Genomic DNA, 26,258 nt, shown 5'->3' on the forward strand with positions numbered 1-26,258 from the left:
AAGGTAGCGAAATTCCTTGTCGGGTAAGTTCCGACCTGCACGAATGGTGTAACCATGGCCATGCTGTCTCCACCCGAGACTCAGTGAAATCGAATTCGCCGTGAAGATGCGGTGTACCCGCGGCTAGACGGAAAGACCCCGTGAACCTTTACTACAGCTTGGCACTGAACATTGAACCTACATGTGTAGGATAGGTGGGAGGCTTTGAAGGCGTGACGCCAGTTGCGCTGGAGCCGTCCTTGAAATACCACCCTTGTATGTTTGATGTTCTAACGCAGGGCCCTGAATCGGGCTCGCGGACAGTGCCTGGTGGGTAGTTTGACTGGGGCGGTCTCCTCCCAAAGAGTAACGGAGGAGCACGAAGGTTGGCTAATCCTGGTCGGACATCAGGAGGTTAGTGCAATGGCATAAGCCAGCTTAACTGCGAGACGGACAGGTCGAGCAGGTACGAAAGTAGGTCATAGTGATCCGGTGGTTCTGAATGGAAGGGCCATCGCTCAACGGATAAAAGGTACTCCGGGGATAACAGGCTGATACCGCCCAAGAGTTCATATCGACGGCGGTGTTTGGCACCTCGATGTCGGCTCATCACATCCTGGGGCTGAAGTCGGTCCCAAGGGTATGGCTGTTCGCCATTTAAAGTGGTACGCGAGCTGGGTTCAGAACGTCGTGAGACAGTTCGGTCCCTATCTGCCGTGGGCGTTGGATGATTGAAGGGAGTTGCTCCTAGTACGAGAGGACCGGAGTGAACGAACCTCTGGTGTTCGGGTTGTCACGCCAGTGGCACTGCCCGGTAGCTAAGTTCGGAATCGATAACCGCTGAAAGCATCTAAGCGGGAAGCGAGCCCTGAGATGAGTCATCCCTGACCCCTTGAGGGTCCTAAAGGGCCGTTGGAGACCACAACGTTGATAGGTGGGGTGTGTAAGCGCAGTGACGTGTTGAGCTAACCCATACTAATTACCCGTGAGGCTTAACCATACAACACCCAAGAAGTGTTTCGAGCCTTGTAGCAAATACCAAGCGAACTACCAACTAATTCAGTGATAGCGAAGCCAACAGGCAAATCGTTATTCACATCAGCTTTCTAGATTAAGAATTTGCCTGGCGGCCATAGCGCCGTGGAACCACCTGATCCCATGCCGAACTCAGAAGTGAAACGCGGTAGCGCCGATGGTAGTGTGGCATTCGCCATGCGAGAGTAGGACACTGCCAGGCACCCAATTAAACGGTGATGTGAAAACACATAGCCGGCTGCGAGGATGACACCTCAGAAGAAGCAGCAAAAGATTTAGCGAAAGCTAACCGAATGCGGAGCGGTAGTTCAGTCGGTTAGAATACCGGCCTGTCACGCCGGGGGTCGCGGGTTCGAGTCCCGTCCGCTCCGCCACTAATTTGAAGGCCTTCCCGAATGGGAAGGCCTTTTTGCTATGGGCGGTTTTGTCCATAAGAACCACAGATTTGCACAGCAGAGCCCAGTCGTGAGACTGGGCTCTGCTGTTTTTAGCGTGTTAAACAGCCAACGTTTGGTTTTTACCTGCCAAGAGAGGGCCAGATAGCCGGTTATTCCCGCCATTTTCTGGCTATATCCGGGCCTTATCAGCCATTTGAACGAGTCTACAAGGGGTCAAATCAGGCTTCTGTCGCTTGCTGACTACAGGACAGTCCCATATTGACCACCTCCGCTTCCATCTGCACGTCGATCTTGAAGCCCAGCAGCTTGGCTAGGTTGGGAATACCGAGATTGCCGGATTAATCAGGTACCGTTCAAGCAAAGAGGCCTTCCCGACGGGAAGGCCTCTTTGTTTTATCTATCAGCTGATTACCATCACTCGGTCGATTTATCAGGGCTTACTCTTTGTTGCCAATGCTCAGGCCGAGCTTGATGGAGAGGGCTGCCAGTAACAGCAGCATCATGATCAGGGAGAAGAAGTTGCTGCCAAGCTCCGGGTATTGCACTTTGAGCAGCGCGGAGTGACCGAAGACACCGATAAAGAAGCAGAGCAGGGTACAGATGGGGGTGTTGCCCACCATGGGTTCATGGCGATAGTGCTGGAACAGCTGATAGGCCGCCAGCCAGAGGGCAATCAGCGGGAAGAAGGAGAAAGGCACGACCGAGTTGGTCAGCACGGCCAGAGAAGCATCGCCACAGATACCAATCAGCATGGCCATGGCAAGCGGTTTTTTCGGGATCATAAGCTGTTCAGGCATGTCGTTCTCCATCCTGTGGTCATGGGTGAGGTTCACGGCGCTTCTGGTTTTGTACCTCGGCGCCCATGGCGATCATCCGCAGTTGGCGAATAGTGCGATCGGAGAGTGCCCGGCACTCTTCGCTGGTCATGTCGAGTGCATCGGCACCGGCACTGAAGACGATGGTGACCATGGCTTCTGCCTGGATGTAGGCATCTTCCCGTGGTGCTTCTGTAGTGGCTTCCAGATAATCGGTCAGCTCTGCGATAAAGTGCTGGATTTCGCGAGCCACCGCCTGACGAAAGGCGGCAGAGGTGCCGGAGCGTTCCCGCAGCAGCAGCCGGAAGATGTTGGGGTTGTTCTCGACGAACTCCATAAAGGTCTGCACCGAGGTGCTGATGACACTGCCACCACCGGCAATGCGCTGGCGTGCCTGTCGCATCAGTTGGCGCAGGGTAAGACCTCCTTCGTCAACCAGGGTCAGGCCCAGCTCCTCCATATCGCGAAAGTGGCGATAGAAAGAGGTAGGAGCGATACCCGCTTCACGAGCGACTTCCCGCAGGCTGAGATTGGAGAAACTCCGATTGGCGCACAGTTGGCTGAATGCAGCATCGATCAATGTACGCCGGGTTTTTTCTTTTTGTTGAGCGCGAATACCCACGAAATCAGTCACCTTCAGCTTAACGAGGACAAATGATAACCCGAAGGCGCCTCAGGATCAGGTTTGTATCCTACTTTTTTACCATTGACCGTGAGGAAATCACCATAGAAAATGGCTAACAGCTGTTCGCTGAAAGGATGCAATGAGATGGCCAGACCCCCCATTATTTTCACCAATACCCTGCTGTTCTCCCTCTCCGGGATAGTGGCGTTGATTGTCGTACCCTGGTACGGCGTGAGCCACGGTTACGATCTCTGGCAGTGGGCCAGTTTCCTGTTGTTGTTTTGCCTGAGTGGTCTCTCCATCACCGCAGGCTATCACCGGCTCTGGTCGCACAAGGCCTACAAGGCGCACCCCGCTTTGCAGTGGTTGTTTGCCATCGGCGGTGCGTTGGCGCTGCAGAATTCGGCCCTGCACTGGTCGGCCGATCACCGCCGTCACCATCGTCATGTGGATGACAACGATAAAGACCCCTACAGCGCGGGGCGTGGCTTCTGGTATTCCCACATAGGCTGGATGCTGCGGGAACATCAGGGGGATCGCTATGGTGATTACAGCAATGTGCGTGACCTGCAGAACAACCCGGTGGTCGCGTTTCAGCACCGTCACTATCTGACGTTGGCGCTGGCGGCCAATCTGGGGTTGCCGCTGCTGCTCGGCCTGTGGCATGGGGACTTGCTCGGCATGTTGCTGTTGGCGGGCGTGCTGCGGATGGTGATGACTCACCACACCACCTTCTTCATCAACTCGCTGGCCCATATCTGGGGCAGTCAGCCCTATACCGACCGCAATACCGCTCGCGATAACGGCATCCTGGCCTTTTTCACCTTTGGCGAGGGATATCACAACTTTCACCACCTGTTCGAGAATGATTACCGCAACGGCATTCACTGGTGGCAGTTCGATCCGACCAAGTGGTTGATCCGGCTCGCCTCCTGGTGTGGTCTGGCGGGGGATCTCAGATCCTCGCCGGAGGAGCGTATCGAACAAGCCCGGCTGCAGATGCAGCTGAAACGGGCACAAGCCAAGTTGCGCAAGCAGGAAGATCGCGAACTGTGGCAGGCGCTGCTGCAGGAGGAGTACGACAAGCTGAGCCAGCAGTTGCAACACTATTACGCTAGTCGCAAGCGGCTGCTGGAGCTGCGCAAGCGCAAGGCGCTGGCGCGCTATGACCGCCTCAAGCTGCAACTGGAGTATCGGGCCCTGCGGGACGGCTTTATCGCAGGTAAACGCAACTGGAGTCGCCTGCTGGCAGGTATTGCATGATGCCGCCCGGTTATCACAGAGACTAAAAGAGAAGACCGCCTGCTGGCGGTCTTCTCTTTTATGATTCAACTCAAGCTAGTTGGCTTGGCTCTGCTGTTGCTGCAACTGATCCAGTGCCTGTTGCTCCTGCTGGCTAAGACCCAGTTGTTCACAGGCCTGCTCAAAGCTGATCCCCAGATGGCGCATCATGATATCCAATAACGGGAGGGCTTAGTTGGCTTGGCTCTGCTGTTGCTGCAGCAGATCCAGTGCCTGTTGCTCCTGCTGGCTAAGACCCAGTTGTTCACAGGCCTGCTCAAAGCTGATCCCCAGATGGCACATCATGATATCGATGGCGGGCAGATAGTTCTTCATAGCTTCTTCCATGGTGATCCTCCAGACCCGTCACTTATGCCCTGAACCACTCGGGGCGGCAATTAGACTTTAGGCTTAGTCTGTCCATTTGATAAGCACCCCTGCCACTGGGGGAGGGAATTTGTTACCCTGCACCATGATAAAAACGGTTGCCGTATGACTGCGAGCAACAGGTGAGGAGCAGGGCATGTTATTGAGTTTCTTGATCATCGCTTCAGGTTGGTGGCATATCCGCGCTGCCTACGGTTCAGACAGCCGCCAGTTCTATATCAGCAAGCCGCTGACCATGTTGCTTATCATCGCGTTGGCGTTCGGCTACCAGAGTTATGACCACGACGGTTCCCACGCCTGGATCCTGCTCGGCCTTTGTCTCTCGCTGGCGGGCGATGTGCTGCTGATGCTGCCAAGTGATCGCTTCATTCAGGGGTTGGCGGCATTTCTTGTCGCGCATCTCTGCTATATCGTCGGTTTTGCCCAAGGACCATTGCTGCTCAATCTGGTGGATGGTTTGCTGCTGTTGCTGATCGCCGGCATGGTATTCGGCCTGCTCTGGGGCAAGCTGGGGGAGATGCGGATCCCGGTCTTCTGCTACATGCTGGTGATCATCGGCATGGCCTGGGTGGCTGCCGGTGCCTGGCACGCCTCTCTCACTGCCGGTTCTGCCGCCGCTCTGGTGGGGGCGCTGATGTTCCTCTTCTCCGACAGCATGCTGGCGCTCGATCGCTTCCGCCGCCCCTTTCCCCACGCCCGCGCCTGGGTGATGAGTAGCTACTTCGCAGCACAATTCCTGATTGCAGGGTCGCTGGCGGGATAACGCTTTCTGGTTGAGTGCAGGTAACAGATAACGAAAACGGGCATTGGCCCGTTTTCGTTTTATGCCCGGCGTTTTTCACGCCTCTAGCGGTTCGGCATCCGCTGCCCGTGGGGCGGGGGATTTGAGCAACAACATCAGGCCGCTGGCGATCAGCAAGAAGATCCCCATGATGTAGAACACCTGGTTGTAGGCCATGATGGCCGCTTCCCGGTTGATGGTATTGGCCAGCATGGCGTGGGCTTGCTGCTGGGCTATCTCGGGGCCTGAACCCTGCGCCATCATGCTCTGGGCCAGCTGCAGCAGATAGTTCTGCCCCTCGATACTGCTGGCGGCCAGAGTGCTACCAATCTGCAACACATGGGTGCGGGTATCGTTGTCGAGCAGGGTCGCGATGATGGCGATACCGAACGCACCACCGAGGTTGCGCAGCACGTTGAGCAGGGTCGAGGAGGAGGGGATCTCGTCGTGGTTCAGGCTGGCGGTAGCGACCAGGGAGAGCGGCACCATGATGAAGGGCTGCCCCAGCGCCCGCACGATGAGCGAATGGATCAGCTGCGGCCCGGCGTAGTCGGCACTCATGTTGACGTTCATAAAGCAGCTGACGGCGAAGATCAGGAAGCCGAAGCTCACCAGATAGCGCGGATCTATCTTGTGTGTCAGTTTGGGCACCAGCGGTAGCACCAGCAGTTGCGGCAGACCCATCCACATCAGGACTTCGCCGATCTCCAGCGCGTTGTAGTTGTGGATCTGGGTCATGTAGAGCGGCAGCACATAGATGGAGCCCATCAGCGCCATGCCGAGGATCAGATAGGCGAAGCAGGCCAGCGCGAAGCGCGGGTTGTGCAGCAGCCGCAGATTGACCAGCGGGTGGCGGCGGATCAGCTGGCTGATGACAAAGAACACCAGCGCCACCGCCGAGATGACCGCCAGTCGCACGATGAAGCTTGAACCGAACCAGTCCTCCCGGTTGCCCTCTTCCAGTACTACCTCCAGCAAGCCGAGGCCAAGCGCCATGGTGACAATCCCGATGAGATCCACCCGCTTGATCACCTCCCAGTCCACCGGTTTTTTATCAAGCCCGTGGGCCAGCATGGCCATCACCAGCAATCCTGGCGGCACGTTGAGATAGAAGATGTAGTGCCACGACATCTGCTCGGTGAGCCAGCCGCCGAGGGTTGGGCCGATGGCGGGGGCGAAGGTGGCGCAGAGGCCAAACAGCGCCATGCCGGTGGCCCGCTTCTGTAACGGCAACAGGGTGACGATGAGGGAAAAGGCCATCGGGATCAGCGCCCCGCCAGTGAAGCCTTGCAGCGCCCGGAAGACGATCATGCTGGTGAGGTTCCAGCTGAACGAGCAGAGCACGGAGGCAGCGATAAACGCGCCGGTGGTCCAGAGCAGGTAGCGGCGCACGCTCAGCCCCCGGCTCAACCAGCCGCTCAGGGGGATGGCGATCATCTCCGCCACCAGATAGGAGGTGGAGATCCAGGAGCTTTCGCTCAGGGTGGCCGACAGGGCCCCCTGAATATCCTTCAGGGAGGCATTGGTGATCTGGATATCGAGGATGGCCATGAAGGCGCCGATAAGCCCCCCCATGACCGCGATCCAGTTGCGACGTGGAATGGGTTCCATCAGTTGGCAGCCACCACGGGCTCAGGAGTGCGGGTATCCACGATCACTTCGGTGGAGAGACCCGGCAGCAGCTTGCCTGCCAGCGGGCCCGGCTCGGGGGGCGGATCTTGACCGGTACCCGCTGCACGATTTTGGTGAAGTTGCCGGTGGCATTCTCCGGTGGCAGCAGGGCGAATTTGGCGCCGGTGGCTGGGGCCAGGCTGTCGATGATCCCCTCGACCGGTTGATCCGGGTAGGCATCGAGCACAACTTCGACCTTCTGGCCCGGCTGCATATGGGCGAGCTGGGTCTCCTTGAAGTTAGCCTCGACCCACACCTGCTGCAGCGGCACCAGGCTGGCGACCTGCATACCGGACTGGACGTAGAGCCCTTCCCGCAGGCTGCGCTTGCCAATGATGCCGTCAGCAGGCGCCCGCAGTTCGGTGTAGCCGAGCTCCAGCTTGGCCTGCTCCAGTTGTGCTTCGCTCAATGCCAGCTTGGCCAGATTCTGTTTGCGCTCGGCATCCAGTACCAGCAGTCGCTCACGGGCCGCCTGCAGGGCGGCTTGGGCCTCCCGGGCTTGCGCCTGATTGACCTGCAGGCCGGCACGTACCTCGTCCAGACTGTCTTGCGAGCTGTAGTGGCGCTGGTTGAGCTGACTGATCCGGTTGACCTGCTGGCTGGCGCGCAGCTGTTCGGCATTGGCGGAGGCGACCTTGGCCTCGGCTTGCTGGATCAGGCTCAGTTGTTGGGTGCGGGTGGCGGCCAGATTTTCGGCCGTCGCCTGATTGAGGCGCAGGTCGGCTTCGGCCTCCGCGACCCTGGTTTTGTATTCGCGATCATCGAGACGGGCGATCAGTTGGCCCGCTTTGACCGGCTGGTTGTCGGTGACCAGCACTTCGCGGATATAGCCGGGCAGCTTGGAGCTGATCCCGGTCACTTCACTTTGCAGATAGGCGTTGTCGGTGCTTTCAAAATAGCGGCCGTGAAGATACCAGTAACCGGCGAACAGCAGACCGAGCAGCGCCAATATCATGGCTGCCAGCAGGGGAATTTTTTTGTGTTGACTCATTTTTGTGATTCCTGAACTTAAGGGGCGCAGGCTAACACTGGTCAACTGTTTCGATTAGTATTGGTTCACGAGATATACAGTTTCAGTGGTGCAACAATGGATCTCAATGCCGCGTTAATTCTGGTGCGTATCGTCGACAAGGGCTCGTTTACGGGGGCTGCCCGTGAGTTGGGGATGACCAAGGCGATGGTCAGCCGCCGCATCGCCGAACTGGAACAGCGGCTCGGAGTGCGTCTGCTCTATCGCTCCACTCGTCAGCTCACTTTGACCGAGGAGGGGGAGAAGTACTACCTGCACTGCAGCAAGGCGGTCGATGCCCTGACCGAAGCCGAGCTGATGCTGAGCGCCAGCCAGCAGGAGGTGACCGGTACCCTCAAACTGGCGGTGCCCATCGAGACGGGGCAACTGGTGGTTGGGCGCTTGGTCGCCAAGTTTTTGCAGGCCTATCCCGCCCTGCAGGTGGAGCTGGAGCTGACCAACCGGGTGGTGGATCCCATTAGCGAAGGGCTGGATGCGGTGGTGCGGATTGGCGACATGAGCGACTCCAATCTGGCGGCACGCCGACTCTGGAGCACAGGAAGGCTGCTCTGTGCCAGCCCGGACTATCTGGCCCGCAGCCCGGTCATCGAGCGGCCGGAAGATCTGGCCAACCACGAGCGGGTGACGGTGAGCAGCGGGTTTCTCGCCTCTCACTGGTGTTTCGAGCTGGATGGCAGAGAGGTGCTGGTTGACCCCCCATCCCGTTTTCGGGTCAATAATATTACCTGTGCCCGGGAGGCGGCGAAGGCGGGGCTGGGGTTGGCCTCGTTACCCGCTATGCTCTGTCAGGATGAGCTGGCCAGCGGCGAATTGGTGATCCTGCTGCCAGAGTGGCAGCAACCCAGGGTGCCGATTTATTTGCTGTTTCCGGAGCGGCAACTGATGCCGCGCAAGTTGCGGGCATTCATCGATTTCATGATTGAGAACGGCGCCGAGTTTGGCATCGACAAGTTGTTGTAAGGGGGAGCTATGGATAACTGGATCAATCTCTATCGCGCCTCACACACCCTGGAGGCACACGCGTTGAAAGGGGCGCTGGAGGCGGAAGGGGTGCTGGTGCGCCTCAATGGCGAGGGGCTGTCTGGCGCCCTTGGCGAGCTGCCGGTCGACATGTTGCAGGTGACCCTGATGGTGCGGGCCGAGGATCGCAGCAAGGCAGGACGGGTCATCGAGCGTTACCAGCAGCGTCAGGGTAACGGCTGGCTGTGCGGTCAGTGCGGGGAGGAGAACGGCGCCAACTTCGACGTCTGCTGGCGCTGTCATCACGATCCCCACGACAGCTGATCTTTCTTCCGCTAGCGCGGCGGGAACTCGATATCTTCCCCTGCGCTGGCATCGTGATAGGTCGCCAGATCCAGCTCGTTTTCGCTGCGGGCGATCAGCACCGACACCAGAATATCCCCCGAAACATTGACCGTGGTGCGCGCCATGTCGAGGATCCGGTCAATGCCTGCAATCAGTGCCACCCCTTCCAGCGGCAAGCCCACCGCAGTCAGGGTCAGGGTCAGCAGCATCAACCCGGTGCCCGGGGTACCTGCCGTGCCGATACTGGCCAGGGTGGCGATGCTGATGATGGTCAGGTAATCGAGCATGTGCAGATCCACCCCGAATGCCTGAGCCACGAACAGCGCAGTCACTCCCTGATAGAGGGCGGTGCCATCCATGTTGATGGTGGCGCCGATGGGCAGCACCTTGGCGGTGATGGCGGGGGAGACTCCCAGCCGCTTCTCGGCGCAGGCCAGACTGATGGGCAGGGTGGAGTTGCTGGAGCTGCTGGTAAACGCAACCGCCTGAGCGTCAACGATACTCTTGAAGTAGTGCAGCGGATTGAGCCGTGCCAACAGGAGCAGCAGGGTGCTGTAGACCCCGAGCACGTGCAGCAGGCAGCCGAGGTAGACGGCGCCGATCACCTTGAGCAGCGGTAGTAGCAGGTCGAGGCCGTACTTGCCGGTCATCCAGGCCATCAGGGCGCAGACACCATAAGGGGCGAGCGCCATCACCATCTGGGTCAGCTTGAACATCCCCTCGGCCAGCGAGGTGAAGAAGAGGATGGCGGGGCGGCCACGGCGACCGCTGGCATTGAGGGCGACCGCCAGCGCCACCGCAAAGACGATCACTTGCAGGATCTTGCCATCCACCATCGCCTGTACCGGGTTGCTCGGCACCAGATGGCTCAGCACGCTGGCCAGGGTGGGTGGTTCCGACATACCGATCCGCTCATAGGGGCCCATGTCGGCACCCATGCCGGGCTCCAGCAGCCAGCCCATCATCAGGCCGATGCAGATGGCGATGGCGGTCGAGCAGAAGTAGAGGCAGATCGCCTTGCTGCCGATGCGATCGAGGGCCTTGCCCTTGAGCAGCGAGGTGAGACCGGCGATGACCGAACAGAAAATGAGGGGCACCATCAGCATCTGGATGGTGTTGACGAACAGGACGCCAAGGGGCTTGAGCAGCAGGGCTTGCTCTTCAAAGCCGACGCCCAGACCCACCCCTGTCAGCATGCCGATCAGAGTCTTGAGCCAGAGTGGTCGGCGGGTCCAGATCTGCCAGGGCTTGAGAGCCTCTCCATGGAACAGCATGACGCCAATATCCTTATACATTGTCTGCGATGGCCAAAAAGGGGCGCCAGTGTAGCGATCCCTGACGCGGGTTGCCACATTATCGACAAAGCAGTGGCGGTGACCACTCCCCTGACCAGGAAATGCGCAATTTATTGGCCTATATCAAGATCCCTCCGGGCGGGGAGATATTTAATTGGCATTAAATATGTTCATTATTGAGGTGAGAGATGTCGCAATCGGTTCATGGTCACGAAGTGATGGAGATGATGCTGGCGCAAGGGGGGCAATTTACCCGTGCCAGCCTGAAACAGGCGATGGCCGAACGGTTCGGTGCCGAAGCCCGTTTTCATACCTGCAGCGCCAGCGAGATGGATGCGGAAGCGCTGATCGACTTTCTGGCCGCCCGAGGCAAATTCATCGACTCGGCCGAAGGTTTCCAGACCCGCGCCGACAAGATCTGCAACCACGGTTAATCCCGCTGCGAGCGCATCATGGCGCTCGCTCAATTCTTCGCCCTTTGCTATATTTCGCCCCCTCTATTTTCCCTATTCAGGGCGTAGCCCGGGCGTTGTATGGATACTTTTTCTGCCGCAGTCATGCTGTTTCTGATCATGGACCCGCTGGGCAACCTGCCGGTCTTCCTCTCTATCCTGCGTCATATCGATCCCAAGCGACGTCGCAAGGTGATGGTGCGCGAGCTGCTCTTCTCGCTGGCCATCATGATGCTGTTCCTGTTCGTCGGTCAGCAGATCCTCGGTTTCCTCAACCTGCGGCAGGAGGCGGTCAGCATTGCGGGGGGTATCATCCTGTTCCTGATCGCCATCAAGATGATCTTCCCGAGTGAGGGGGGCGTGACCGGGCTGGCGGCGGGCGAGGAGCCCTTCCTGGTGCCGATGGCGATCCCGATGATCGCCGGTCCGTCGATCCTCGCCTCCTTGATGCTGCTGGCCAATCAGGAGCCCAGCCGGATGGTGGACTGGTCGCTGGCGCTCTTTATGGCCTGGGCCGCCAGCGCGGTGATCCTGATGTTCTACGAGGTATTCAACAAGCTGCTGGGTGAGCGGGGACTCACTGCGGTGGAGCGGTTGATGGGCATGCTGTTGGTGATGATCTCGGTCCAGATGCTGCTGGACGGGGTACATCACTATCTGGCAGTGACCGGCCAGGGCTGAGCGGTTTACATCTTGAAGTGAATGAAACGGGGCTACGCAGAGCCCCGTTCTTTTCTTCCTGCCGAGAGGGCGTGTCGTCACTCGTGAGTGGTCGCTGCGGGTTCCAGTTTGCTCATGATGAGGGAGAGCAGCAATTCCCGCAGCCAGCGGTGGCCCGGATCCTCGCTGTGACGCTGATGCCAGATGAGCAGATGGGAGATGCTGTCCAACCCGATGGGCAGCGGCAACTGCAACAGCGGATAGACCTGGGTGGCGTGGCGAGCGTAGAGCCTGGAGAGTGTCACTATCATGTCGGAGTGCATCCCCATCCGCAGCGCCGCCTCGAAGGAGGGCACGGTTGCCTCGATACGTCGGTAGAGATCCTGCTCTGCCAGCTTGTGATCCAGCATCCAGCGGTCCCGCCCCTCGCAGTAAGTCTGCACATGGGGATAGCTGAGGTAGTGCTCCAGATTCCAGTTGGGCTCCCGCAGCGCGGGGTGGTGCTGCTGCACCAGACAGGTGAGATCATCGACCGCCAGCACTCGCTGACAGATGCTGTCGGGTAGGGTATCGAGCCGATAATCGGAGCTGATGCAGTTCTCCCGCACCGCGAAGGCGATGTCCACCTGTCCCTGACTCATCTCGGTCAGGCTGTTCTCGGTCCACTCCTCGTAGCGCAAGCGGATCCGTGGTGCCTGCCGCTTCAGCTCGCTCAGGTAGAGCGGGGCAAACAGGGTGAAGGCGCTGTCCATGCTGGCGATGACGAACTCCCGCTCCGAGCTGGCGGGGTCGAACTCGGGCGGCTGGATCAGGTTGTCCAGCGACAACAGGATGGGTTGCAACTGCTGTTGCAGCGCAAGGGCGCGGCCGGTGGGTTCCAGCCCGTAGGCAGAGCGGATGAAGAGGGGATCATTGAAGGTATCGCGCAGACGGCCGAGGGCTTTGCTGACGGCGGACTGGCTCAGATGAAGGCGGCGTGCCGCCTTGCTGCCGTTGCGCTCTTCCAGCAGTACCTGCAGGATAATCAGCAAATTGAGGTCGATGCGACCCAGTTGTTCCAGCAGCATGATATGAATCCTCTTCAATTCTAAGATGAATTTATACCATTTGTTTTCATATCTTGGCGATCTTATCCTCAAATGGTCTCAGGTTCGCATGAACCACTGGTACAGGATGTAGCGGTTGAGGGGACATGTAGCACAATCAATATGGCGACCTTTGGGTCGCCCTATTTTTTGGCTATGATTTATTTGCTCACTTGCACCTGCCTTGATTTTGCCCAACAATCCCTGCGCTCTATTTTGATACAAGTAACAGATATCTCTTTGTGAGGGAGTATCCCTATGGGACTCGGTGGAATTCATATCTGGCATATGCTGATCCTCTTGCTGGTCGTTGTGCTGGTCTTCGGCAGCAAGCGTCTTGCCAGTGCAGGTGAGGATCTGGGTACCGCCATCAAAGATTTTCGCAAGGCGATGCGTGACGACGCAAATCATCCGAAATAAGCAGTAGGAGTAGAAAATGTCTGTAGACGAGAAAGTTGAACTGAACGAAACCTGTGACAGCTGCGGCTGTTTTGCCGAGATCGGCACCATCATCGGCGAAGGCGACGATGTGATGGATCTGGTGATTGAAGCAGCTGCCGAGGCTGATGCCCGCGCCAAGCTGGCTGCCTATGAAGCACTGGCCAAACAGGTCACTGCTGAAGCTCAAGTGAGCAGCGAACTGACCCAGGGCGCCAACGGCGTGATCCTGAAAGCCCGCCTGCAATTCACCTGCACTGCTGAAAAACTGATTTTCGAAATGCGGGCCCGCTCTATCTGAGTTGTCTGATAACGCGGCAGGTTTGCCTGCCGTGTTGACCCTTCTGCTGTGGGTCGGCGTTCTATAGTTACTCTATCCCACAGACGTTTTTGCCCGGCGCGAGTCGGCCAACAGAAGGCGCAAGCATCATGACGCAGCGATGGATCTCTGCCCCCAATCCCACCCTCTATCGTGATCCGTGCTGCCAACAGGCAGCAGATGTGACCTCAGCACAAGGGCTGCCATCGTGATGCGACGCTGGATCTGGGCTCTGCTGGCCCTCTGCTGTTTTCCCCTGCTGGCGGCTGAACTCAAGCCACAGCGTCTGCCCCAACCCGGGGATCTCGAAAGCATTCTGCAAAAGCGCGAACTCAGGGCGCTGGTGGTCTATGAGCGCGGCTTCTACTTTCTCGATCGCGGCGCCCAGTACGGCATTCTGGTCAATCAGCTGCAAGGGTTCGAGCGCTGGCTGAACAAGACCTATCTCGCCAAAGGAAGGTCAAACTCAAGGTGGTCTACATCCCGGTGCGGCAGGACAAGCTGCTGGACTATCTGACCGAGGGGCGCGGCGATCTGGTTGCGGCAACCATGACGGTGACCCCGACCCGGCGTGAACAGGTGGCCTTCTCCCGGCCGCTCATTTCATCCATAGAGGAGTGGGTGGTGAGCCAGCAGAGCCTGCCCGCCTTCAGCCGCATTACCCAGCTCTCCGGCAGGCGGGTCTGGGTACGTGCCAGCTCCAGCTACTACGAGAGTCTGCGCCAGCTCAACTGGCTGTTTCGCGAGCTGGGGCTGCCCCCCGTATATATCGAAACGGTGCCCGAATATCTACAGGATGGCGATCTGCTGGAGATGGTGGCCGCTGGCATTATTCCCCTGACGGTGACCGACAGCTACAAGGGGAGGATCTGGCTGGGTGGGATGATCTCCGGCCTCAAGGCCCACAAGTTGATCCCTCTGCGCAGCAACGGCACCAGTGCCTGGGCGCTGCGCAAGAACAGCCCCGAGCTGCTCAAGGCGGTCAATGGCTATCTGGCGAGCGTCAGCCGCAACAGCCTTTACAGCGACATGACCCTGCGCCGGTTGCTGGTTCGCAGCGATCAGATGAGCAATATCCTGGCGCCGGATCCCATGGGGCGCCTCGCGACCATTCGCAAAGTGCTGGAGAAGTACGCCAATCAATACGATCTCGACTGGCTGATGCTGGCGGCGCTTGGCTACAAGGAGTCCGGCCTCAATCCCAAGGCGCGCTCGCCCAAGGGGGCCGTGGGCCTCATGCAGCTGCTGCCCAGTACGGGGCGGGAAGTCGGCATCAACGGTGCCAGACTCACCACGCTGGAGGGAAATGTGGAGGCCGCCTGCCGCTACATGCGGTTGATCCTCGATACCTACTTCAATGATCCCAAGCTGGATCGGCTCAACCGCCACCTGTTTGCCCTCGCAGCCTACAACGCCGGGCCGAACCGGGTGCAGGCGCTGCGAGGCAAGGCGGAGAAGCTGGGGCTCGATCCCAACGTCTGGTTCGGCAACGTGGATCAGCTGGTAGCCAACGAAGTCGGACAGGGGCCGATCAACTATGTCGGCACCATCTACAAGTACTACGTAGCCTATCGTTTCAGCCTGCCCCAGATCGAGGGCAAGGCTGCCGCTATCGAAGCGGCTCAGCCCTGAGCCGGTTGACCGGCAGGGTCGCCTGCACGGTCGGCAATTGCCAGCCACCGTCCCTGTGTTGCAAAAACCAGTGGGCGGGGCCGGTGGCCGGGATGAGATCTGGCTGGCTGAGCTGGCCCAGATAGCGCAACATCGGGGTATCATGCAGTTCCATCAGCAACTCCTTTTGAATATGTGAAGAGGCTCGCCAGCGTTATGACACCCGGCCATGACAGCAGGATGACACCATGATCCCCGGATCCTTTGCCCTGATCGACGATCCCCTGCTGGCGCTCAAGGTGCGTTGCCACTGGATCCGCCATGCCCGCGAGCGGATCCAGGCGCAGTACTACAGCTGGGAGGAGGACAGCAGCGGCAAGCTGCTGCTGAGCGAGCTGCTCCACGCCGCCCGGCGCGGCGTCAAGGTGCAGCTGCTGGTGGATGATCTCTATGCCGGTGACAACCGCTTTCTGGAGATGGTGGCTCACTACCCGAGGATCGAGGTGCGGCTGTTCAACCCCTTCTGGCTGCGTGGCTGGCGCCCGCTGGCACTGCTGCTGGAAGGGCTGCTCAGCTTTCGCCGCATCAACCACCGGATGCATAACAAGCTGCTGCTGGTGGATGGCAAGCAGGCGCTGATCGGCGGGCGCAACATAGGCGATCGCTACTTCGGTCTGGATCCGCAAGCGCCCTTCGTGGATCTCGATCTCGCCTGTCAGGGGGGGCTGTGCCAGCAGATGGCGCAGGGGTTCGAGCAGTTCTGGCACAGCCGCTGGAGTCACCCCATCCGCCATCTGCTGCGCCGCGAGCTGCTGCCCGCCGAAATAGAGGTGGTCAACGACTTCTTGTTCACCATGACGGATCCGGCGGTGGCCACGGTCTACGATCTGCCTGCGGCGCTGTTTGACGAGCGCGATTTGCCGCTGCAGTGGCATGAAGGGCGGGCCGAGGTGTGGTTCGACCGTCCCGGCAAGGGGCTGATCTCCCGTCCCACCACCGCCCGTCAGCTCTGGCGCCAGCTGGATGACAATCCCGGCTCGCTGGGGTTGGTGACCCCTTACCTCGTCCTTACTCGCGGGTTCCGGCACCGTCTGGCGCGGCTGCGCCAGCAGGGGGTCGCCATCGACATTCTCACCAACTCGCTGGCCAGCACCGATGTGCCGCTGGTCTATGGCGCCTACCAACGCTATCTCGGCTGGTTGCTGCGCAGCGGGATCCGGGTCACCGAGTTTGACCACGGCCACGGCAGCCTGCACGCCAAGCTGATCCTGCTGGGGGGGGAGCGGGCGCTGTTTGGCAGCCTCAACCTCGATCCCCGCTCGCTCTTTCTCAATACCGAGCTGATGCTGCATCTGCACTGCCCGCCGATCTGCGAGGCGCTGCGAACGTGGCTGGCTCGCTGGCAGGAGCAGGCGGGTGGATTGCCGCGCAAACCCGAGGGGTGGTCAAGGCGACTGATATCCCGCCTGAGCGACTGGTTGCCACTGCGCCGTTGGCTGTGAGGTGGCCATTTTTTGTGCGAGATGTCGCAAAGCCTTGTAAGCCATTGCTGATGCCCTTTGCGGGTGAATAACCATGCATGAATTTATCTTACTGTTTTATAACAATTTAGTGGTGATGATAAGGCTGTTTTTTGTATTCTGATGTGAATGGAATTAGCATAAAAACGTTTTTTATTTTGTTTTTATGCGTAATATTTCAGTTGCAAGGACAAACACGGCGGCTTGTCTGCCGTGTGGACGAAGGTTGTAACGGGTAGCTGGCCAGTTGCATCGCTGCAATTGGCGCTCACTTCAGATGGGTCGCGAACTATCGTAAAGTGAAACAGAGACCCGGTGTGGCCGGACTCCAATATGGAACATGCTATTTGCGAGGGGGTGACATGGACATGTCACCCCACTTTTTTGGCCGCTCGCCACCGTTTACCTTTTTCCATGACTGTTGCTCATCGCAAGAGCCGCAGAGGGCAAGGCAATAAAAAGAGGGCCGCAATAGCGGCCCTCTGTCTCATCTGCCCGGTGGATTATCCGGCCTTGACGCTGCGGCGACGCTGCAGCCAGACGATCGCCCCGAACAGCAGGAAGCCCGGGATCCACATCCACTCCTTGGTCCAGCGCTCGGTCGGCGCCTTGACGGTGAGGATCTCCTGATCGAACTCCAGTCCCATGGTGGCGGCCGGGCTGCCAAAGGCGACGTTGTCGATCAGCGTCTTGCCATCCTGCTCATAGAGGCTCAGCCCCAGATTGGCCAGCCGCTCCTCGCCATTTGCCCCATCCGGTACGGCGACCAGCAGGGTGAACTTGCGTGGCTTGCCCACGGCATCTTCACCGAGGATCCGCAGCCGCAGGGTGCTCTCCGCCTCCACTTCACCCATGGTTTGGGCCAGCTGGGCAGGCGGGGTTTCGCGATAGGGGTCGTGCACCATGTCCATCCAGAAACCCGGGCGGAACAGGGTAAAGGCGACAAGCAACAGCAGCACGCTCTCGTACCAGCGGCTCTTCACCAGGAACCAGCCCTGAGTGGCGGCGGCGAAGATCAGCATGGCGATGGTCGCCACGATGAAGATCAGCACACCGTGGGCGAAGTCCACGTCGATCAGCAGCAGATCGGTGTTGAAGATAAACAGGAACGGCAGCGCTGCGGTACGCAGGCTGTAGTAAAACGCCGTGATCCCGGTCTTGATGGGGTCGCCCTTGGAGACAGCGGCTGCCGCGAAGGAAGCCAGTCCCACCGGCGGCGTCACATCCGCCATGATGCCGAAGTAGAAGACGAACAGGTGCACCGCGATCAGCGGCACGATCAGCCCGTTTTGCTGCCCCAGCGTCACCACCACCGGTGCCAGCAGGCTGGACACCACGATGTAGTTGGCGGTGGTGGGCAGCCCCATGCCAAGGATCAGGCTCAGCAGGGCGGTCAGCAGCAGCATCAGCAGCAGGTTGCCCATGGAGAGGAACTCCACCAGATCAGCCAGCACCAGACCAACCCCGGTCTGGGAGACCGCACCCACGATAATCCCCGCGGTGGCGGTGGCAATGCCGATACCGATCATGTTGCGGGCACCTGCGACCAGCCCTTCCCGCAGATCCACCACGCCGTCAGCGACGGTTCCGTAGTCGTGCTTGCCGTCCTTGCGCAGCCAGTTGAGCAGCGGGCGCTGAGTCAGCAGGATGATCACCAGCATCACGGTACCCCAGAAGGCCGACAGCCCCGGCGAGAGGCGTTCCACCATCAGGCACCATACCAGTACTACCACCGGCAGCAGGAAGTGCAGGCCGGAGAGCAGCACGGCGCGGGTGTTGGGCAACTCGGTGAGCGGCTTGTCGGGATCTTCGGCAGGCAGCGGTTCATTGCTGGCGGCGATCTTCAACAGGGCCACATAGGTGGCAGCCAGCAGTACCGAGATCCCCGGCAGGGCGTAGTCACCCAAAGCAGGTTTGAGCCAGCCGAGGCCATAGTAGACCGCCAGTGACAGGCCGCTGATGAGGGCCGCGCCAAAGGCAAAACCGGTCAGGCGGCGCAGCCAGGGCTTGGGTTGATGGTTGCCGATGGGCTGCATGCCCAGTTTCAACGCCTCCAGATGGACGATGTAGAGCAGCGCTATGTAGGAGATGGTGGCAGGCAGGAAGGCGTGCTTGATGATCTCCACATAGGGGATGCCCACGTATTCGACCATCAGGAAAGCCGCAGCCCCCATCACAGGTGGCATGATCTGGCCGTTTACCGAGGAGGCTACTTCCACCGCCCCCGCTTTCTCTGAACTGAAGCCCACCTTCTTCATCATCGGGATGGTGAAGGTACCGGTGGTCACCACGTTGGCAATCGACGAGCCGGAAATCAGACCGGTCAGGCCGGAGGCGACCACTGCCGCCTTGGCGGGGCCGCCGCGCAGGTGACCGAGCAGGCTGAAGGCGAGCTGGATAAAGTAGTGACCGGCACCGGCCCGCTCCAGCAGGGCGCCAAACAGCACGAACAGGAACACGAAGCTGGTGGAGACGCCAAGGGCAATGCCGAACACCCCTTCGGTGGTGATCCACTGGTGGTTGGCCAGCGCGGTAAAGCCTACCCCGCGATGTGCCAGCAGTCCCGGCATCCAGGGGCCCGCCAGGCTGTAGATCAGAAAGACGATGGCGATGACCGCCAGTGCTGGCCCCAGGGCGCGGCGCGCCGCTTCCAGCAGCAGCGGAATGCCGATGCAGGCGGTCACCAGATCGGCGGTGGTGAGGGTGCCGGGGCGCAGCGCCAGCGCTTCATACATCACGAACAGGTAAGACGCGGCGCCAGCGGCGATCAGACCGAGGGCGATATCACCGAGGGGGACCCGATCCCGCGGCGAGGAGCGAAACGCCGGGAACACCAGAAAAGCGAGCAACAGGGCAAAGGTGAGGTGAATGGAGCGGGTTTCGGTGTCATTGAGTACGCCAAACCCCACCATGAAGGGGAGTGGCGAGGCGATCCAGAGCTGGAACAGGGACCAGGCCAGCGCCAGCGTGGTGATGATCCAGCCCAGCGGGCCCAGCGGCAGGCGAGCGCCCACATCCTGGGCGATCAGTTCCTCGGTAGAGAGTTGTTTATCTTGCATAGGGTTAACTTGTGCCAACGAGTACAACAAGAGCGACACCCGCCCCCGCAATCAGGCGGCGGACGGGTGTCGAAGAGAGTGACAAAGGCCCCGGGGCCTTCAATCAGAGCCAGCCGCGCTCTTTGTAGTAGCGGGCAGCCCCTTCATGCAGCGGTGCAGAGAGACCCACCTTGATCATGTCGGCCTCTTTCAGGTCGGCAAAGGCAGGGTGCAGGCGCTTGAAGCGATCCAGGTTGTCGAACACCGACTTGACCAGCTGATAGACCACTTCCGGATCGGTTTTGGCGCTGGTGGAGAGCACCGCTTTGCCACCGATGGAGGGGGTCGGTTTATCGCTGCCCTTGTAGATGCCGCCCGGGATCTCGGCCTTGCTGTAGTAGCTCTTCTCGGCCAGCAGCTTGTCGATGTCGGCGCCGGTCACAGGTACCAGTACTGCATCTGTGGTGGTGGAGGCTTCCTGAATGGCACCGTTCGGGTGACCGACGAAGTAGCTCATGGCGTCGATGTTGTTGTCACCGAGGGCGGAGGCCTGTTCGGCCGGTTTCAGCTCGGAGACCAGACCGAAGTCACCCTTCTTCCAGCCTTTGACCGCCATGATCTCTTCCATGGTGTCACGCTGGCCGGAGCCCGGGTTGCCGATGTTGACGCGCTTGCCCTTCAGATCGTCGAAGCTGGCGATCTTGGCATCGCGGCGAGCCAGGATGGTGAATACCTCGCTCTGCAGGGAGAAGACGGCGCGCATATCGTCCATAGCCCCTTCGGCCTGGAACGGTGGCAGCCCCTTCATCGCCTTGAACTGGTGGTCGGATTGCATGATGCCGAAGTTGAATTCACCGCTGCGGATGCCGTTGACGTTGGCCACACCACCGCCACTGGCCGGGGCGTTGCACTTGATCTGGTGATCGGCGGCGCCGCGATTGAGGAAGCGGCAGATGGACTGGCCAGCGACATAGTAGACGCCGGTCTGACCGCCGGTGCCTATGGTCACGAAGCGCTCCTGCGCTTGTACCGGACCACCGAATGAGACACCGACCAGAGCCGCCGACAGGGCGCATGCCAAAGTTAATCCTTTCATTTTTTCTCCCTTTTCTTTGATTTTGTTTATCCGATCCCCGGATAAATTGATGGCAATCCCGTTCTGCGCCGAGCTTGCCCGCTCTTCTCGTTGCGCGAAAGCGGGGGAGTTGATCACCCCCTTTCCGGCAGTCACCCTCATCCTGTGGTGAGGCTACCGACCTCCTGTCGGTCGAAGATAAATTGGCCCCTGAGGGGCCAAATAAAAAGTTGCAAGCACTCCGATTAAGCACATTCACCCAACATAAATCAAACGAAATGGCAAAATAGCGGAGTTAAATCTTGAGAAACATGACCTCGATCATTCATTTTCTTGCCGAAGATTAATTTGATATGGAGGGAAATGGAAGAGGGAAAAACTACGAGAGGATTCTTATGCGGCCCTTGAATGACAAGGGCCGGAGTCATGAGGGATCAGTTGGCCGGGGTGGCCAGATCCAGGATAAAGGCGTATTCCAGCGCGATATCCTCGTAGGCTTTGAAGCGGCCCGACTTGCCGCCGTGGCCGGCGTCCATGTCGGTGTTCAGTAACAACTTGTTATCATCTGTCTTCAGTTCGCGCAGCTTGGCGACCCACTTGGCGGGCTCCCAATACTGCACTTGCGAGTCGTGCAGCCCGGTGGTGACCAGCAGGTTGGGGTAGGCTTGAGCCTTCACCTGATCGTAGGGGCTGTAGCTCTTCATGTAGTGGTAGTAGCGCTTCTGGTTCGGGTTGCCCCACTCGTCATACTCCCCGGTGGTGAGGGGAATGGACTCGTCCAGCATGGTGGTAACCACATCGACGAACGGCACCTGCGCCACCACGCCGCGATAGAGTTCGGGCGCCTGATTGATGACGGCCCCCATCAACAGACCACCGGCGCTGCCGCCCATGGCGTAGACCTGATCTTTGGCACCGTAGCCTTGCTCAACCAGCGCCTTGGTGACATCGATAAAGTCATTGAAGGTATTCTGTTTTTTCAGCAACTTGCCATCTTCGTACCAGTGACGGCCCAGCTCTTCACCACCCCGGATATGGGCGATGGCGTAGACGAAGCCGCGATCTAGCAGGCTCAGGCGCGAGCTGCTGAAGTCGGGATCCATGCTGGCGCCGTAGGATCCATAGCCATAGACCAGCAGCGGATTCTTGGGCGCATCGGCCTGCTCTTTCTTGAACTTGTCCTTGCGATAGACCAGCGACACCGGCACCGATACACCGTCGCGGGCGGTCACCCAGAGCCGCTCGCTGGCGTACTGGTCGGCCTTGAAGCCGGCCACCGGTTGCTGCTTGAGCAGGGTGCGCTTGCCGCTCGCCATGTCCAGCTCATAGGTGGAGGCGGGGGTGGTCATGGAGGAGTAGCCATAGCGCAGGGCGCTGGTATCCGGCTCCGGGTTGTAGGCGAGCCAGGTGACATAGGCAGGATCGTCGAAGGCGATCTCCTTCTCGTCACCGCTCTGCCAGTTGATCTGGCGCAGTCGGGTCAGCCCCTTGTTGCGCTCTTCCAGTACCAGCCAATCCTTGAACAGGGCGTAGCTCTCCAGCAGCACGTCCGGATTGGGGGCGATCACCGCCTTCCAGCGATCGACCGGGCTCTCCTTGGTCTCGTAGAGGCCGAAGTTCTTGCCGTCCTTGTTGGAGCGCACATAGAAGCGGCCGCGGTAGTGATCCAGGCTGTATTCGTGATCCACCTGACGGGGCAGGAACAGGCGTGGGGCGTGCTCCGGCTGGTTGGCATCGATCAGCCGCGCTTCGCCGGTGGTGGTGCTGGAGAGGGCGATGACGATGAAATCTTCCGAGGTGGTGGCGTAGAGGCTGATGTAGAAGGAGTCATCCTTCTCCTCGTAAACCAGCTTGTCCGTGGCCGGATCCGTCCCGAGCGTGTGGCGATAGACCTGATACGGAAGCAGGGTCTGCGGGTGCTTGCGCACATAGAAGACGGTCTTGTTGTCGTTGGCCCACACCAGATTGCCGGAGGTATTTTCCAGTTTGTCGGTGGCCCACTGGCCGCTCTCCAGATCGAGGAACTGGATCTGGTACTGACGGCGGGAGAGGAAATCTTCCGCCACCGCCAGCCAGCGATTGTTGCGGCTCACCTCAAGGGCGCCGAGGGCATAGAACTCGTGCCCTTCCGCCCGCAGGTTGCTGTCGAGCAGCAGACTCGCCTGCTCTTCACCGAGCTTGGTGCGCGAATAGATCCCGTACTCCTTGCCCGGCTCATAGCGGGTCTGGTAGCGGTAGCCATTCTTCACATAGGGCACCGATTCATCCTGCTGGGGGATGCGGGCGACCATCTCTTTGTAAAGCTGTTCGCGCAGGGGTTGGGTCGGCTTGAGCATGGCCTCGGTATAGGCGTTCTCGGCCTTGAGATAGTCCAACACCTCGGGCTTCTGCCGCTCGTCGTCACGCAGCCAGTAGTAGTTGTCGATGCGGGTATCCCCGTGTTTTTTCAGAGTGCGGGGATGTTTGGCGGCCACGGGCGGCTGGATTGGATGTTCGCTTGTCAGCATGGCGGGCTCTTCATTGGCATAAGTGGGGGGGAGAACTGTCAGAAAGGCTAGCAGCAGAACTCCTCGGGAAAAGGTAAACATGTCGCATCCTTGGCGCTGGAAAGGGTTGGTGGACCTGAGCATCGGCTCCATGAATTGGCGTTAAATCTGCCCCTTGTTGCCGGTGGTTGCAAGCAATCCCTTGTTATTGCAGGAAATGTAATCAAAAAAAGCCGCTATCTCGCGATAGCGGCCCTCTTTCTGGCCATGAGCGGCAAGAGTCCGCTCAGGTGTGCCTCACATGATATGGGAGTGCCCTCTCATGACCAGTTTTCGTCAGCCTGGGTAGCTCGACCAGCGGTTGGTCGCGCCCTCGTTGCTGATACTCAGTACCTCATAGGGATGGCCCGGAATATCCATGCCCGGCGCACTCTGGGGCATGCCCGGAATGGTCAGGCCACGGATCGCCGGTTTTTCCCTGAGCAGCTTCTGCACATCGGCGGCCGGTACATGCCCCTCGATCACATAGCCATTTACGATACCGGTATGGCAAGAAGCCAGCTCCGGCGCGATACCGTATTGCTGCTTCACTGCGCCGAGCTGTTCGGTTTCGATGACCTCCAGTTCGAAGCCATTCTGCTCCATGTGCTCGTTCCAGCTTTGGCAGCAGCCACAATATTTGGATTTGTAGACGGTCATCTTCTCGGCCGCGAGGGCCGAAAAGCTGACGGTACCGGCCAGCATGGCCAGTAACAGGGGTTTGTACATCACTCACCTCAGATTGAAAGAAAAGATGCCCGATACGGGATGCGTTTCAGGTCCGGGTGCGTGGGGGACGTTCGAGCCGCTCGCACGGGGCGTCCGGCATAAAGAGAGAGGGGGAGACGAAGTCGGGGGTATCCGGTTCCAGTACGGCGACCGTCAGGCTGTCGCTGCCTACCAGCGTCATCGAGAGAGCGGTGGTAAAGCTGCCGCAGGGCATCGCTTTTTCCAGGGTACGCTCGCTCTGGCTGCAGTGGGTGGTCAGGGTACAGAGGTCGGTTGCGGCCCGGCTGCCAAACGACATCAACACCAGCACCAGACTCCACAAGGGGAGCCAGCGACGGGCGTGAGCGAGTTGGCGACGGGTGAGAACCATGGAATGACTCGAAAATAACAAGGGGCACATGGTAACCCTGTGCCCCGGGGGAGGGTCAAGCCCTCCCCATGGTGTCAGTCAGCCAGGATTAAGGTTGCTGACGGGTCGCCGCCAGCACGATCTCGCGCACGCAGACGTTGGCAGGCTGATTCCAGGCGTAGAGCACGGCATCGGCGATCACTTCCGGTGCAATGACGCCGCCCATCTGATCTTTCCAGTCGTGGTAACCGGCCTTGATGCTCTCGTCAGTGGTGTGGCTGAGCAGCTCGGTCTCGACCGCACCCGGGGCAATGGTCACCATACGCACGCCGACATCGGCCACCTCTTCCCGGATGTTCTCGGTCAGGGCGTGCACGGCGAACTTGGTGGCGCAGTAGGCAGCATGGTTCGGGAAGGTCTTGCGACCGGCGATGGAGCTGATGTTGATGATGGTGCCGCTGCGGCGCTCCTTCATGCCTGCCAGCACAGCGTGGACGCCGTTCAGCACCCCCATCACGTTGATGTTGAGCATCTGCTGCCATTCGGCGGGATCCTGCACATCGGCCTGACCCAGCAGCATGACACCGGCGTTGTTGACCATGCAGCCGACCGGGCCAAATTTGGCTTCTGCCTGCTGGACGGCGGCCTTCATGGCGGCGGTGTCGGTCACATCGACCCCGATGCAGAGGGTATCGGGCAGGTTCAGTGCCTGCATCGGCTCGACCCGGCGGGCCAGCAGTAGCAGCGGATGACCGGCGGCAGAGAAGGCACGGGCGATGGCGGCACCGATCCCGGCGGAGGCACCGGTGATCACGACGAGAGATTTGGACATGGGTCTTTCCTTCTGATTCAAGAGTCGGTTTGAGCAAACAGGTGGCTGGCCAGCACGGAACCCAATCACTATAGTCACTGCATCTATAAGTGATAAATATTGTTTTCCGCTGGTTATCATCTGAAAAAACTATGGTTGGTTTATGCTGGACTTGAGATTGCTGCGTTTCTTCATTGCCATCTATGAAGAGAAGAACATCACGGCGGCAGCCGAGCGCTGCCACGTCAGCCAGCCCTCCCTCTCGGCGGGGCTACGCCAGCTGGAAGAGGCGCTCGGTGACAGCCTGTTTGTCCGGGGCAAAAAGGGGGTGGTGGCGAAAGATCCGGCCCACTATCTCTATCCTCACGCGGTCAAGCTGGTGGAGGAGGCGCGCCGTTTGCCAGAGCTGTTTCGCCAGAAAGCGACGCGTGCGAGGCTCAATATCGCCATCATGCCGGACTTGAGTCGCCGCCGGGTGGCCGGGCTGTTGCAGCAAGTACAGCGCGTGTTGCCGCAACTGGATCTCACCCTCTCCGACTACACCACACCCGCCGACTGCCGTTTGACGCTGGATGCCTTGCGCCGGGAGGACGAGATCTTCCTGCCGCTGTGGGAGGAGGATTACGTGCTCTGCGTGCCGGTCGATCACCCCCTGGCCAGTCGCGAAAGGATCGAGCTGGCCGAGCTGCAACATTATGATTTTATTGAGTGCCCGCCCTGCGAAGCCCATCAGCAGACTATCGGCCTGCTGGCCTGTGACCGCCTTACCCTCAATCTGGTGGCCAAGGCCGGGAGCAAGGGGCTGGTGATGGCGCTGGTGCTGGCGGGGGTCGGCATCAGTTTTCTGCCGGACGGGCTGGTCGAGGATGAGGCGGGGCTCTGTACCCTGCCGGTGAGCGGACCGCGGATGTTTCGCCGGATCGGGCTCTGCTATCCCGCCCACCAGACCCTCAATCCGGCGCTGCGGGAGCTGATCCCCGAGTTGGCAGGCTATGGCGCTTCCTGATAAGGTCGCTCTCCTGTGCACCTTTACGATGCAGTTCC

General features: G+C 59.5%; 23 protein-coding genes, 1 tRNA gene, 2 rRNA genes and 2 pseudogenes (1 of these 28 running past the window's edge). 14 read left to right on the forward strand and 14 right to left on the reverse strand.

All coding sequences use genetic code 11. The features are described from left to right. The 3 genes from ACTG2B_RS01735 to ACTG2B_RS01745 all read left to right on the forward strand — a co-directional run. Window positions 1-979, forward strand: a 23S ribosomal RNA gene (locus ACTG2B_RS01735) (it extends 1,910 nt beyond the left edge of the window). 122 nt (window positions 980-1,101) lie between these two features. Then, window positions 1,102-1,216 (forward strand): 5S ribosomal RNA (gene rrf / locus ACTG2B_RS01740). Between the two features lie 95 nt (window positions 1,217-1,311). Then, window positions 1,312-1,388: transfer RNA gene (locus tag ACTG2B_RS01745), tRNA-Asp, on the forward strand. Window positions 1,389-1,849: 461 nt separating this feature from the next. Here ACTG2B_RS01745 and ACTG2B_RS01750 read toward each other — a convergent pair. Together ACTG2B_RS01750 and fabR are read right to left on the reverse strand one after the other, a co-directional pair. Then, window positions 1,850-2,209 carry a YijD family membrane protein gene (locus ACTG2B_RS01750; RefSeq protein WP_139732161.1) on the reverse strand — a complete coding sequence of 120 codons (360 nt, stop codon included), beginning with the start codon at window positions 2,207-2,209 and terminating at the stop codon, window positions 1,850-1,852. Between the two features lie 19 nt (window positions 2,210-2,228). Beyond that, window positions 2,229-2,849, reverse strand: a complete 621-nt coding sequence (gene fabR, locus ACTG2B_RS01755; protein WP_005339921.1) for an HTH-type transcriptional repressor FabR — start codon at window positions 2,847-2,849, stop codon at window positions 2,229-2,231. A gap of 147 nt (window positions 2,850-2,996) precedes the next feature. Here fabR and ACTG2B_RS01760 point away from each other — a divergent pair, with 147 nt between their 5' ends. Further along, on the forward strand, window positions 2,997-4,115 hold the full coding sequence (locus ACTG2B_RS01760; protein WP_111900340.1) for a fatty acid desaturase: 1,119 nt from the start codon (window positions 2,997-2,999) through the stop codon (window positions 4,113-4,115). Between the two features lie 210 nt (window positions 4,116-4,325). Here ACTG2B_RS01760 and ACTG2B_RS01765 read toward each other — a convergent pair whose 3' ends face one another. Continuing rightward, the gene (locus tag ACTG2B_RS01765; RefSeq protein WP_155397466.1) at window positions 4,326-4,481 is read right to left on the reverse strand and encodes a hypothetical protein; all 156 of its coding nucleotides are present in this window, start codon (window positions 4,479-4,481) and stop codon (window positions 4,326-4,328) included. Window positions 4,482-4,656: 175 nt separating this feature from the next. Here ACTG2B_RS01765 and ACTG2B_RS01770 point away from each other — a divergent pair, with 175 nt between their 5' ends. Continuing rightward, the gene (locus ACTG2B_RS01770; RefSeq protein ID WP_005348507.1) at window positions 4,657-5,283 is read left to right on the forward strand and encodes a lysoplasmalogenase; all 627 of its coding nucleotides are present in this window, start codon (window positions 4,657-4,659) and stop codon (window positions 5,281-5,283) included. Between the two features lie 75 nt (window positions 5,284-5,358). Here the strand turns inward: ACTG2B_RS01770 and ACTG2B_RS01775 are convergent, their stop codons facing one another. Both ACTG2B_RS01775 and ACTG2B_RS01780 read right to left on the reverse strand, forming a co-directional pair. Next, window positions 5,359-6,912 carry a DHA2 family efflux MFS transporter permease subunit gene (locus tag ACTG2B_RS01775; protein ID WP_429201902.1) on the reverse strand — a complete coding sequence of 518 codons (1,554 nt, stop codon included), beginning with the start codon at window positions 6,910-6,912 and terminating at the stop codon, window positions 5,359-5,361. Further along, window positions 6,912-7,963, reverse strand: a pseudogene (locus ACTG2B_RS01780) (HlyD family secretion protein). The gene ACTG2B_RS01775 and the pseudogene ACTG2B_RS01780 overlap by 1 nt, the downstream one beginning before the upstream one ends. A 96-nt stretch (window positions 7,964-8,059) precedes the next feature. On the opposite strand from ACTG2B_RS01780, the gene ACTG2B_RS01785 reads away from it, so the two are divergent. Together ACTG2B_RS01785 and ACTG2B_RS01790 are read left to right on the forward strand one after the other, a co-directional pair. Continuing rightward, window positions 8,060-8,962 carry a LysR family transcriptional regulator gene (locus ACTG2B_RS01785; protein WP_019444678.1) on the forward strand — a complete coding sequence of 301 codons (903 nt, stop codon included), beginning with the start codon at window positions 8,060-8,062 and terminating at the stop codon, window positions 8,960-8,962. Window positions 8,963-8,971: 9 nt separating this feature from the next. After that, entirely contained in the window at window positions 8,972-9,286 is a 315-nt protein-coding gene (locus ACTG2B_RS01790) for a putative signal transducing protein (protein WP_005339933.1), read from the forward strand. Window positions 9,287-9,297: 11 nt separating this feature from the next. Here the strand turns inward: ACTG2B_RS01790 and ACTG2B_RS01795 are convergent, their stop codons facing one another. Further along, entirely contained in the window at window positions 9,298-10,581 is a 1,284-nt protein-coding gene (locus ACTG2B_RS01795; RefSeq protein WP_106844114.1) for a dicarboxylate/amino acid:cation symporter, read from the reverse strand. A 209-nt stretch (window positions 10,582-10,790) separates the two neighbouring features. On the opposite strand from ACTG2B_RS01795, the gene ACTG2B_RS01800 reads away from it, so the two are divergent. Next, window positions 10,791-11,036 (forward strand): YecH family metal-binding protein, encoded by a 246-nt coding sequence (locus tag ACTG2B_RS01800; protein WP_005357633.1) that lies wholly within the window; start codon window positions 10,791-10,793, stop codon window positions 11,034-11,036. Between the two features lie 99 nt (window positions 11,037-11,135). Beyond that, entirely contained in the window at window positions 11,136-11,735 is a 600-nt protein-coding gene (locus ACTG2B_RS01805; protein ID WP_040069536.1) for a YhgN family NAAT transporter, read from the forward strand. A gap of 77 nt (window positions 11,736-11,812) precedes the next feature. Here ACTG2B_RS01805 and ACTG2B_RS01810 read toward each other — a convergent pair whose 3' ends face one another. Continuing rightward, on the reverse strand, window positions 11,813-12,781 hold the full coding sequence (locus ACTG2B_RS01810) for a LysR family transcriptional regulator (RefSeq protein ID WP_005348538.1): 969 nt from the start codon (window positions 12,779-12,781) through the stop codon (window positions 11,813-11,815). A 276-nt stretch (window positions 12,782-13,057) separates the two neighbouring features. Between ACTG2B_RS01810 and tatA the strand changes: the two genes are divergently transcribed. The 3 genes and pseudogenes from tatA to ACTG2B_RS01825 all read left to right on the forward strand — a co-directional run bounded on the left by tatA (window position 13,058) and on the right by ACTG2B_RS01825 (window position 15,188). After that, a complete protein-coding gene (gene tatA / locus ACTG2B_RS01815; RefSeq protein WP_005339944.1) occupies window positions 13,058-13,219 on the forward strand; it encodes a twin-arginine translocase TatA/TatE family subunit in 162 nt (53 codons plus the stop codon). Window positions 13,220-13,235: 16 nt separating this feature from the next. After that, on the forward strand, window positions 13,236-13,538 hold the full coding sequence (locus ACTG2B_RS01820) for a YfcZ/YiiS family protein (RefSeq protein ID WP_005339945.1): 303 nt from the start codon (window positions 13,236-13,238) through the stop codon (window positions 13,536-13,538). A gap of 229 nt (window positions 13,539-13,767) precedes the next feature. After that, window positions 13,768-15,188 (forward strand): annotated as a pseudogene (locus ACTG2B_RS01825) (transglycosylase SLT domain-containing protein). Here ACTG2B_RS01825 and ACTG2B_RS01830 read toward each other — a convergent pair. After that, window positions 15,166-15,342, reverse strand: coding sequence for a hypothetical protein (locus tag ACTG2B_RS01830; protein ID WP_005339947.1), 177 nt, complete (start codon window positions 15,340-15,342; stop codon window positions 15,166-15,168). The pseudogene ACTG2B_RS01825 and the gene ACTG2B_RS01830 overlap by 23 nt on opposite strands. Before the next feature lie 73 nt (window positions 15,343-15,415). On the opposite strand from ACTG2B_RS01830, the gene ACTG2B_RS01835 reads away from it, so the two are divergent. After that, window positions 15,416-16,669, forward strand: coding sequence for a phospholipase D-like domain-containing protein (locus ACTG2B_RS01835; protein ID WP_439995099.1), 1,254 nt, complete (start codon window positions 15,416-15,418; stop codon window positions 16,667-16,669). Between the two features lie 521 nt (window positions 16,670-17,190). Here ACTG2B_RS01835 and ACTG2B_RS01840 read toward each other — a convergent pair. The 6 genes from ACTG2B_RS01840 to ACTG2B_RS01865 all read right to left on the reverse strand — a co-directional run bounded on the left by ACTG2B_RS01840 (window position 17,191) and on the right by ACTG2B_RS01865 (window position 25,235). Then, window positions 17,191-19,746 carry a TRAP transporter permease gene (locus ACTG2B_RS01840; protein ID WP_150997948.1) on the reverse strand — a complete coding sequence of 852 codons (2,556 nt, stop codon included), beginning with the start codon at window positions 19,744-19,746 and terminating at the stop codon, window positions 17,191-17,193. Window positions 19,747-19,849: 103 nt separating this feature from the next. After that, the gene (locus ACTG2B_RS01845) at window positions 19,850-20,821 is read right to left on the reverse strand and encodes a TAXI family TRAP transporter solute-binding subunit (protein WP_005339950.1); all 972 of its coding nucleotides are present in this window, start codon (window positions 20,819-20,821) and stop codon (window positions 19,850-19,852) included. A 413-nt stretch (window positions 20,822-21,234) separates the two neighbouring features. Then, the gene (locus ACTG2B_RS01850) at window positions 21,235-23,388 is read right to left on the reverse strand and encodes a S9 family peptidase (RefSeq protein ID WP_439995100.1); all 2,154 of its coding nucleotides are present in this window, start codon (window positions 23,386-23,388) and stop codon (window positions 21,235-21,237) included. 234 nt (window positions 23,389-23,622) lie between these two features. Then, window positions 23,623-24,054: a DUF411 domain-containing protein gene (locus ACTG2B_RS01855; RefSeq protein ID WP_005339953.1), complete on the reverse strand. Its 432-nt coding sequence runs from the start codon at window positions 24,052-24,054 to the stop codon at window positions 23,623-23,625. Between the two features lie 46 nt (window positions 24,055-24,100). Beyond that, window positions 24,101-24,424, reverse strand: a complete 324-nt coding sequence (locus ACTG2B_RS01860; RefSeq protein ID WP_439995101.1) for a hypothetical protein — start codon at window positions 24,422-24,424, stop codon at window positions 24,101-24,103. Window positions 24,425-24,512: 88 nt separating this feature from the next. Continuing rightward, window positions 24,513-25,235, reverse strand: a complete 723-nt coding sequence (locus tag ACTG2B_RS01865) for an SDR family oxidoreductase (protein ID WP_005348556.1) — start codon at window positions 25,233-25,235, stop codon at window positions 24,513-24,515. A 142-nt stretch (window positions 25,236-25,377) separates the two neighbouring features. On the opposite strand from ACTG2B_RS01865, the gene ACTG2B_RS01870 reads away from it, so the two are divergent. Continuing rightward, window positions 25,378-26,220 carry a LysR family transcriptional regulator gene (locus tag ACTG2B_RS01870; RefSeq protein ID WP_439995102.1) on the forward strand — a complete coding sequence of 281 codons (843 nt, stop codon included), beginning with the start codon at window positions 25,378-25,380 and terminating at the stop codon, window positions 26,218-26,220. Window positions 26,221-26,258: the final 38 nt, after the last annotated feature.

The sequence above is a fragment of the Aeromonas sp. 30P genome (assembly GCF_051919805.1).
GTDB lineage: Bacteria > Pseudomonadota > Gammaproteobacteria > Enterobacterales > Aeromonadaceae > Aeromonas > Aeromonas veronii.